8 protein-coding genes are annotated in these 7647 nt (G+C 42.6%); all 8 read right to left on the bottom strand.

Features of this window, described 5'->3' with window-relative positions:
* Window positions 1-111: 111 nt before the first annotated feature.
* A complete protein-coding gene (locus EKM93_RS12265) occupies window positions 112-798 on the bottom strand; it encodes a zinc metallopeptidase (RefSeq protein WP_125715869.1) in 687 nt (228 codons plus the stop codon).
* Window positions 799-870: 72 nt separating this feature from the next.
* On the bottom strand, window positions 871-1422 hold the full coding sequence (locus EKM93_RS12260; protein WP_125715868.1) for a GNAT family N-acetyltransferase: 552 nt from the start codon (window positions 1420-1422) through the stop codon (window positions 871-873).
* Window positions 1423-1485: 63 nt separating this feature from the next.
* Window positions 1486-2121, bottom strand: a complete 636-nt coding sequence (gene leuD / locus EKM93_RS12255; RefSeq protein ID WP_125715867.1) for a 3-isopropylmalate dehydratase small subunit — start codon at window positions 2119-2121, stop codon at window positions 1486-1488.
* Window positions 2121-3482 (bottom strand): 3-isopropylmalate dehydratase large subunit, encoded by a 1362-nt coding sequence (gene leuC / locus EKM93_RS12250; protein ID WP_125715872.1) that lies wholly within the window; start codon window positions 3480-3482, stop codon window positions 2121-2123. The genes leuD and leuC overlap by 1 nt, the downstream gene beginning before the upstream one ends.
* Before the next feature lie 10 nt (window positions 3483-3492).
* Entirely contained in the window at window positions 3493-4551 is a 1059-nt protein-coding gene (leuB, locus tag EKM93_RS12245; protein ID WP_125715866.1) for a 3-isopropylmalate dehydrogenase, read from the bottom strand.
* A complete protein-coding gene (locus tag EKM93_RS12240) occupies window positions 4552-5715 on the bottom strand; it encodes a 2-isopropylmalate synthase (protein ID WP_125715865.1) in 1164 nt (387 codons plus the stop codon). It abuts the gene before it with no gap.
* Window positions 5716-6098: 383 nt separating this feature from the next.
* Window positions 6099-6749, bottom strand: a complete 651-nt coding sequence (locus EKM93_RS12235; protein ID WP_125715864.1) for an ABC transporter permease — start codon at window positions 6747-6749, stop codon at window positions 6099-6101.
* Window positions 6746-7627 (bottom strand): osmoprotectant ABC transporter substrate-binding protein, encoded by an 882-nt coding sequence (locus EKM93_RS12230; RefSeq protein ID WP_376923096.1) that lies wholly within the window; start codon window positions 7625-7627, stop codon window positions 6746-6748. Before EKM93_RS12230 ends, EKM93_RS12235 begins: the two co-directional genes overlap by 4 nt.
* Window positions 7628-7647: the final 20 nt, after the last annotated feature.

Here is a 7647-nt window from a genome sequence, read left to right as displayed (position 1 = left end):
TTCACTAGAGCAAAGCTCTCACCTAACTACGAATCTCTTGTGTGTCTGACGACACCCTGCAAGATTCTAGGTTAGTGCTCGAGGCTTTCCCGCTCTAGTTCACGCTCTGTTCTATTCTCGATTACGGCCAAATAATAAGATCAGGCGTAATAGTTGTAAGAAGGTGGCTAGGGCGGCGGCGACGTAGGTTAAGGCGGCGGCGGATAAGACGCGTTTAACAATGGGGATTTCATCGTTATCTAATAGGGGGCTATTGGATAATGTGTTGATGGCTCGCATTGAGGCGTTGAATTCCACTGGTAAGGTAACGAGTTGGAAGACTAGGGCTAGCGAAAAGGCTAAGATGCCTAGATGGATTAAGGTCTGATTCCAGCTGAGTAAGACGCCAACTAAGATTAGTGGAAACGAGATACTGGTCCCGATATTGGTGATGGGCACTAGGCTGGCCCGAATGCGCAGTGGGCCATAATTGGTATGATCTTGGATCGCATGACCTACTTCGTGAGCTGCAACACCAATGGCGGCGATTGAAGTAGACTGGGCGGTGGACTCTGAAAGATTGAGGGTTTTATCTTGTGAATTGTAATTATCTGTTAAATGACCGCTGATTTCTTGAATTTGAACGTCATGAATGCCTGCTTGATTCAGAATAAATTGAGCGGCTTCAGTCGCTGTTGTACCATGGCGGCTACTGACCTGATCATATTCATTGAAAGTACGATTAACATGCGCCGAAGCAATACCAGATAACAACAAGCCCAAGATTACCAGCATAAAAGTAGGGTCAAAGTACATCATAATCGACACGTCCTTTCGATAAGCTCTATTTTGTCAAAAAATAAAGTCGTTGTCATCAGCCCTAAGTTGGCTTTATGATTCAGGGACAGTGCGGTTATAAACAGCGAGTTTGGCGCCTTGTTTTTGCTGATCCTGACTGAGAACGGTCAAGTTTTCACAAAATTGAAAGCCGCTTTGGGTTAAAAGTGTTTTGGCGGCGGTTTGATCTTGATAAGTAATGGCTTTAAGCCGCTTTAAATCCAATTCATCAAACGCAAATTGGCTCATATGATTTAAAACCTCTCCCAAGATACCTTGGTGTTGATGAGCCGGCAATAGTTCAAAACGAATTTCAGCGCTTTTATCCAGAAGGTTAAAATTACGAAATTGGAAAATACCTAAAAAATTAGGTTGCTGTCGTGTCTGAATACCCCAGATTAAGGCCTGATTCCCCATAACGGCACGCATCGCTTGATTAATATAGCGAACAGTTTGGGTGAGATCGGTATCAAATGTTCTGCGGGCGGCTTTGGCAAGCACTTGGTTTTGGCGAAGCTGATGGACTTCTTTGACCGTGAAACTTGTCAGCCAGTCCAAGGTGTAATGGGAGGTCATAATGGGATGGTACTTTTCGAATGGCTGCATGTGCAAAACCTACCTTATTATAGAAGTATCAAGTAAAAGTTTAGCACAAAAAGGGTCCAAAGGTTATTTGGAAGTTTCAATAATTGCAGATTTTGCCATATCTCCTGGCATTGGCGCTGCAAAATCTGGTAGTTTTGCTTCAAAATCAGTAATTTCAGCTTCGTGGGTCATGGTAATGGCAATATCATCGAGACCATTAATAAATTTATAACGATACATTTCTTCAAAATTAAAGCTAAAAACGTGATCTTTGAAAGCCACAGTCTGCTGAATCAAATCAATTTTGATCTGATCTTGGCTGGTAGCTGTGGCTAAAATAGCAATTTGATCTTTGGGCAGCTGAATTGGTAATAGGCCATTTTTAGTGGCATTCATATAAAAAATTGGTCCAAAACTCTCAGCGATGACAGCTTTGAAACCAAAGTCAATCAAAGCCCAAGCTGCATGTTCTCTAGAAGAGCCGCTGCCAAAATTACTGCCGGTGATTAAAATAGTGGCGTCTTGATAGGCAGGTTGATTCAAAATAAAATCTGGATTAGGTTTACCATTTTGATCATAACGCCAGTCATAAAATAAACTGATGCCATAGCCGGTCCGTAAAATGTTTTTTAAAAATTGCTTAGGAATTAATTGGTCAGTATCAATATTATTGCGATGGATAACGGCGGGCTTGCCGATATGTTGGGTAAATTTTTCCATTAAATAGCTTCCTTTCTAATGTCAATGAAGTGGCCGTGAATTGCGGCAGCGGCAACCATCTGCGGGCTGGCCAGATGGGTAATTGAGCCACTGCCTTGCCGACCTTCAAAATTACGGTTAGAAGTGGAGGCACAATGAACGCCTGCCGGGACAAGATCAGGATTCATCCCTAAGCACGCAGAACAACCGGGCATGCGCCACTGACAACCAGCATCTTTGAAAATTTGATCTAAACCCCGCCGTTCAGCTTCAGCTTTGATTGCCATAGAACCAGGAACAACTAAAGCGGTTAGGCCGTTAGCGATGTGCTGACCTTTCAAAATTTCAGCTGCGGCTTCCAAATCTTCCAAACGACCATTCGTACAAGAACCAAAAAAGGCATAACCTAATGGAATGTCTTTAGGACTGGAGCCGGGTTTTAAGCCAACATAATCATAAGCCTTACGATCGTTATCGTCTTTTGGTTCCGGCAATTGGCCATCCACCGGGACAGACATGCCTGGATTTGTACCGAAAGAGACGTAAGGGGCCAATTTAGAAACATCAAAGTCTAAAGTTTTATCAAAAGCACTGGGATCATCTGTATAAAATTGGGACCAGTATTTCATAGCAGCTGTCATATCTTTAGGGGCATATTTGCGACCAGCGATATAGTCAAATGTCGTTTGATCAGGTTTCATCTGCCCCATTTTAGCGCCGCCTTCAATGACCATATTAGAAAGGGTCATCCGGTTAGCCATGGACATATCATCAATAACATTACCGTAAAATTCAATGGCATAGCCTGTAAAACCATCAAAACCACTTTGACTGATAAGCGCCATGATAATATCTTTGGCACTTACACCGGCTTTTAGATCACCGTGGACGTGAATGCCCATCGTTTTAGGCTTTTGCTGCCAGATAGTTTGAGTCGCAAAAACATGTTCCACTTCAGAAGTACCAATACCAAAAGCAATGGCACCAAAAGCACCGTGGGTAGAAGTATGCGAGTCACCACACACAATAATTTTGCCTGGCTGGGTCAAACCTAATTGCGGTCCAATAACATGAATAATCCCTTGATCTTCAGTACCGACGCTGGCTAAAGTTACACCGAACTCTTCGGCATTGGTTTGCAAAGTCGCCATTTGTTTCTTGGCAATGACATCTTTGACATTGAAGATATCTTCAGTGGGCACATTGTGATCCATTGTGGCAAACGTTTTATCTGGCCGCCGGACACGACGATGCTGCTGCCGTAAGCCTTCAAAAGCTTGGGGAGAAGTGACTTCATGAACTAAGTGGAGATCAACATACATCAATTGTGGTTCTCCAGGTTCACCAGTGATGACATGTTGATTCCAAATTTTATCAAACATTGTTTGGGATTTAGACATAAGAGGGCGCCGCCTTTTCAATAGAGTTAATAATTGCTGCCGTCATAACCGCAGTGGTTGCTGTACCGCCAAAATCGGGGGTTAAAATACCTTGGGCAATCGTTTGATCCAAGGCTTGCTGAATGACACCAGCTGTTTTGGTATCTTGGAAAGTATTGATCAGCATCATCGTCACGGAATTAATCATGGAAATTGGATTCGCGATCCCTTGACCCGCAATATCTGGTGCTGAACCATGAATCGGCTCGTATAAGTTAGGGCCGCTGACACCTTTGCTTTCAGAAGCGATAGTGCCAATAGAGCCAGTGATTGACGCAGCTTCATCACTCAAAATATCGCCAAATAAGTTAGAAGTTGCAATGACATCAAATTGGGTCGGCTGCGTAATGATCTTCATTGAGGCCGCATCCACATATTCAAAATCTAAAGTGACTTCAGGATAATCCATGGCGACGACTTGGGCCACTTGCCGCCAAAGTTTGCTGCTGGCTAAAACATTAGCTTTGTCGACAACAGTGACATGTTTTTTACGATTTTGCGCCATTTCAAAAGCCGTTACCAGTAAGCGTTTGATTTCAGTTTTTGAATAAAACATTGTATCAGCGGCTTCTTCAGATTTTAAGTAACGTTGCCCAAAGTAAATGCCAGAAGTTAATTCCCGGGCAATAACGAAGTCTGTATTCTCCGCAATTTCGCGTTTTAACGGGGAAGCGTCGGCTAAGTTAGCCGGAATTTTAGTCGGCCGAATGTTGGCAAATAAGTTTAAAGCCTTCCGCAGTTTTAAAAGACCGGCTTCGGGACGTTCAGTGGCCTGATCCCATTTTGGCCCACCAATGGCTGCTAATAAAACCGCATCCGCAGCTTTAGCCCCTTGTAAAGTGGCTTCCGGTAAAGGTGAACCGGTTTGATCGATTGCTGCACCACCGAAAGGATAGGCTTTGATAGTATAAGTTGTTTGGGTTACTTTTTGCGCAGCTTCAAAAATTTTTAAAGCAGCGGTCATAATTTCTGGGCCAATGTAATCACCGGCAAGAACTGCAATTTCAGGCATTTAGTTAGCCTCCTTAATCATTGTAGGGGTCATAATTTCTCTTAGGGCGTCATCTGATACTAGATCACAGTGGTCAGCGACGGCTTTAAATCTAGGGAAGATCGTCTTCATATCAGCACGGTCAATGTCATACCCCATCTGTTGCAGCCGCGCCATCACTGCATGACTGCCGGAAAGTTTCCCTAGGGGCATTTGACTATGGTGCATCCCCACAGTTTCAGGGGTCAAAATTTCATAAGTTTGATGATTTTTCAAGAACCCATCTTGGTGAATACCGGATTCATGAGAAAAAGCAAAGGGCCCGATGACGGCTTTGTTTTTAGGAATTGGGATAGCGGAATATTCGCAAACCATATCACTGATTTTTTTCGTTTCTGAAAGCTTAATGCTGTCCGTGCATTGATAGTAATCTTGGCGAACATGCAGTTGGGCAGCGACTTCTTCAAGGGCTGTATTACCAGCACGTTCACCGATACCATTAATTGTACCTTCCACTCGATTGGCCCCGTTTTCGATGGCCGCAATGGCATTTGCAGTGGCCATGCCAAGATCATTATGGCAATGGGCTGAAAAGCTAATATTCTCTGAATTAGGGATGGCGTCGATCAAGGTTTTGATAATACGGCCAAATTCGATGGGGTTTGAATACCCAACCGTATCTGGCACGTTAATTACCGTAGCTCCGGCATTAATGGCTGTTTGAACGGATTCAATTAGAAAAGGCATTTCAGTTCTAGTGGCATCTTCAGGGGAGAACTGCACGATGTCAAAAAATTGTCTGGCATAGCGTACTTTTTCATCAATTTCGTGAATCACCTGGGCCTTAGTCATATGTAGCTTGGCCTCGCGATGAATTGGGCTAGTAGCAATGAACACATGGATCTGTTTGTGATCTGCATCAGCAGTTGCTTTGACACAAGCATCAATATCTTTAAAAGTCATCCGAGCTAAGCCAGTAATCCGAGCGTGGTGGATGTTTCTGGAAATGGCTTGGACACATTTAAAGTCGTTTGGTGAAGCAATAGGGAAACCGGCTTCGATGACGTCAATTCCCCAAGTTTCTAATTGTTTTGCAATCTTCACTTTTTCATCAATACTGAAGTTAACACCAACGGTTTGTTCCCCATCTCTAAGGGTTGTATCAAAGAATTCAATTTTACGCATTTTTAGGGCCTCCATAATTTTTTCAGAAAATAAAAACGCCTCATCGTGAAATGAGGCGTTTCATCAGGAGAGCCCCATTTCTATAACACGAAAAGGACTCCACACAATGTGCGAGTCCCGGTCATAATAATAAGGCGTTAGTATTCAGAGAGATCATCAAATAGGTGCATTTTGAGCGGTTTCGAATTGTAGTTTTCATGGGTGATGATCTCCTTCCTGAATTAGTTTATGGTTATAAATTACCACAAATTTTAATAATGTCAATGTTTATTTTAATTTAATTCTAATTTTATGAATTTGAGTAATCAAAAAAATACGTCAAATCACGATTTATTGTAGATTTGACGTACTTTTAAATTTTCTGAAAATATTTTTAATTAGCCCTAACCGCGGGACTCTAATTTACGTTGTAAGAAGCCTAAGACCCAATCGGAGATAATGGCCATCAAGGCAGTGGGTAACGCACCGGCTAAAATAATGGCACCGCCGTTTGTCGCATTGGTACCCCGGACGATAATGTCCCCTAAACCACCAGCACCAACGAAGGCGCCAATTGCTGTAATCCCAATGGCAACGACTAGTGCATTTCGAATCCCTGCCATGATAACGGATAGCGAAAGGGGCAGTTCTACCATATACAACACCTGAAACGAGGTCATCCCCATACCTTTACCGGAATCTAAAATATTGCGATCCACATTTTCCATGCCAGTATAAGTATTTTTGATGATCGGCAGCAGCGAATATAAGAAGACGGTCACAATTACGGTGTTAACGCCTAAACCTAGACCCAACATGATAATCGACAGCATAGCCAGTGAGGGAATCGTTTGGATCACATTGGCAATACCGATCACGGTGGCACTAAGATGTTTGTGGCGTGCAATCAAAATCCCAATTGGAATCCCGATAATGGCCGCAATCAAAACACCATAGATAGAGATTAAGAAATGGCGGGTGAACTGACTTAAAATATAGGAGCCATTATGCACTAAATAGTACCAAAATTGATCCCAAGTATTCATCGTACTCATTTACTATCATCTCCTCTAAAGTAATTATGTTTAACTAAGAAACGCTGGGCAACCACAGAAGGTTCCAACAGATCATTGTCCACTTGATAATTCAAAGATTGCATCGTATCCAAATCAATCTTACCGTCTAGACGGTGTAAGACTTTCTTTAGATCTGGATGGGCTTTTAAGACAGAATCATTAACGACCAGCGAGCAATCATAAGGTGGGAAAAATTTCTTGTTATCTTTTAAAATTTTTAAATTATAACTCTTAATTCGGCCGTCTGTAGAATAACCCAGGACGGTCTGCATTTTATTGACTTCAACGGCATCATAAACGAGGCCAATCTGCATTGGATAAACCCGCTGAAAATCAAAGCCGTAATCTTTGGTGAAATCTGGATAGCCATCACCTTTCCGGTTCATCCAGGAAGTATCCACCCCGGCATTAAATTGATCGGCGACTTTGCCCATATCAGAAATTGTCTCAAGTTGATATTTTTCAGCTGTTTTTTGGGTCACCATAAAGGCATACGTATCCGCAAAGCCATAAGTTGGGAACCAAGTTTGATTGTAACGTTTTTTAAATTCACGTTTGACAATTTTACTCGCTTTTGCCGGATCTTTTTCAACGGGTAAGTTCAAAGTACCGGTTAAATCGGTCCCGGTATAACGGGTCGCTGAAATATCCGCATCATTACGAATCATCGCTTGGTGGGATACTGTCGCTGAGCCTAAATTATTGACCAGTGTTGTTTTGTAGTCCAGTTCATGATTAATTAATTCCGCAATCATATTGGCCATAATTTGCGATTCCGTAGAGCTGATGGACGCAATTTTGATCGTATCTTCATCAGAACCGCTGACACCAGGGAAGCCGCAACTGGATAAAATCAAGACACAGGCGCTTAAGAGTA

It is taken from the genome of Agrilactobacillus yilanensis (genome assembly GCF_003946725.1).
GTDB classification, from domain to species: domain Bacteria; phylum Bacillota; class Bacilli; order Lactobacillales; family Lactobacillaceae; genus Agrilactobacillus; species Agrilactobacillus yilanensis.
The sequence above is the reverse complement of the archived record's forward strand: the minus strand, read 5'-3'. Positions and strand labels throughout refer to the sequence as shown.